Here is a 2,225-nt window from a genome sequence, read left to right as displayed (position 1 = left end):
GCTCAAACCGATCATTATACATTTCATTCATGTCGTCAAAGTCACCGATTGTATACAAAGGAATTTTAATATCTCTACGCGATTGCACCATGTGTTCAAAATCAATAAACAAACCGTCATTCGTTAAAGTAAGAAGCGTATTTGCTAACACGAGCGGCAATATTGGATATTCTAACTTCTTCCTTCTAAATACAAATCTTTTTTGCTTAATTTCTGACATTTTCAACGGAATGATTCGGCTTAAAATATGCTTCATATCATATACGTCTCGAAAATAGATTTTGTTATAAAATCCATCATCATGAGCTAAATAAACAAATTGATTACCGAGTTTATTATTAAATGGCGAATTGAGCGGTTTTTTTAAATGACCTAAATACAGCAGCGCTGCAATATCTTGAGGTTCTAACAAATCTAACGAAGATACATCCTCAAAATCAATCCAACAAAAATCACCATAATTATAAACATCATCTTCTGCTAAAAGATGAATTTGTTCTTCTTCTACGTAGTCCATATGGGTTTGGTAATGGTAATCACTGTCTTCAAAACCGTGCTTTAACAATAATATATTTGCAAGCGGCGTAGGAAGGGAATGATAAAACTCTTTAAATTCAATTCCATATGTAATAAAGCATTTTTTATTTACATGGCCATTAATATAAACGATATCTCTTATTTCATCTGCTTTACTCAACCGTTCTAACCACCTTATTGATTGATTCTGTGATCGATATGTAACCGTTCTACTGATTTATATATTATACTTCTAAAATAAACAATGTGTAAATATATATTGTTGGCAATTTCTTTTGTATTCACTGCCTCTTCTACTGATCATTTTATTTGATAGGAAAGAAAGGTATAGAGCTGATTGTGAATGTGGTAGAATGTGTGTATCTTATTAATTAGCATGTATGAACACGGAGGTATACAAAATGGATGTTCGCCATTTACATTACTTAACAGAAGTGGCTAAACATAAAAATTTCACAAGAGCTTCTGAAGCGCTGCATATTTCGCAACCTTCTCTCAGTAAAATGGTTAAATCATTAGAAGAAGAGCTCGGCACACCTTTGTTTGATCGCGCTGGCAAACAAGTTCAGCTTACCGATGCAGGAATAATTGTGTACGAGCAAGCAGAAAGTATTTTATCTTCTCTCCGAGATTTATCGGATTCCCTCTATGATTTAATGCATTTAAAAAGAGGAACCATCAAAATAGGCATTCCCCCTATTGTTGGTACATTGTTTTTTCCTACTATTATTAAAGCATTTCGAGAGCAATACCCTGAGATTCATATTCAATTAGTGGAATATGGCGCTAAAAGAATGCAAAAATTTGTGGAACAAGGAGAAGTGGATGTGGGCGTAGTTTTACTTCCAGTTGATGAAAACATGTTTTTTACGACTCCTTTAGCCCGAGAAACACTGCAGCTTGTTGTTCATAAATCTCATCCGTTGGCTCAGCATTCTACGATTTCATTAAAAGAGTTAAAAGACGAAACGCTTATTTCCTTTCATGAAGACTTCACCATGCATGAAATGGTCTATAACGAATGTTTAAAAAATGGATTTACACCTAATATTGCTTTTAAAAGCTCTCAGTGGGACTTCATTGGAGAGCTGGTAGCTGCTAATCTCGGCATTGCTCTTTTCCCTTATTCATTATGTGAAAAGCTTGATTTGGAGCATGTGAAAGTAATTAATCTCGAGAATGCTATTCCGTGGGAAATTGCTTTAATCGTAAAAAAAGATCGCTATATCTCTTATGCTACACAGGCTTTTATTGATTATATTAAAAGTACAGTTTAACAAAGCGGAAACAAAAGTAGTTTAATTAAAAATCCGAACGAGTTTGATTCTTGATAGAAAATCCAACTCGTTTGGATTTTTTCATGGCGGTGTAACATGTCAGTCATACTAAATCATTTATCCCATTGGTTCATCTTTAAATTGAATTGATTTAGGCATATCTCCATCTCTTTTATTAAATAATTAGACCTTATATTTCACAAACTCTTTTTTGAAAAGGTTACCAACGCATTTGTAAAGAGATTTCTTTCAACTATAACTAAAAAGAATAGTTATCATAGTTATTATATATTTCATATTATAGTCGATTTTTTGTAAGATAAGTGTGTAGCATTCATTTACTGAAGTTGTATCCCCATTTGCAAAATCCAAATAGTTTCTCTTTTCCCATGATGGAGTCGTCTTTTCAGC

General features: G+C 33.1%; 2 protein-coding genes. One reads left to right on the top strand and one right to left on the bottom strand.

Translation table 11 applies throughout. The features are described from left to right. The coding region (locus tag AC1DRF_RS24040; RefSeq protein WP_477741877.1) for a peptide ABC transporter permease at window positions 1–697 on the bottom strand (697 nt) is incomplete at its 3' end. A 241-nt stretch (window positions 698–938) separates the two neighbouring features. Between AC1DRF_RS24040 and AC1DRF_RS24035 the strand changes: the two genes are divergently transcribed. Next, complete coding sequence (locus AC1DRF_RS24035; RefSeq protein ID WP_043979592.1) at window positions 939–1,814, top strand: LysR family transcriptional regulator; 876 nt, start codon at window positions 939–941, stop codon at window positions 1,812–1,814. The last annotated feature ends 411 nt before the right edge of the window (window positions 1,815–2,225 follow it).

The sequence above is a fragment of the Priestia sp. P5_B4 genome, assembly GCF_056400385.1.
The sequence above is the reverse complement of the archived record's forward strand: the minus strand, read 5'-3'. Positions and strand labels throughout refer to the sequence as shown.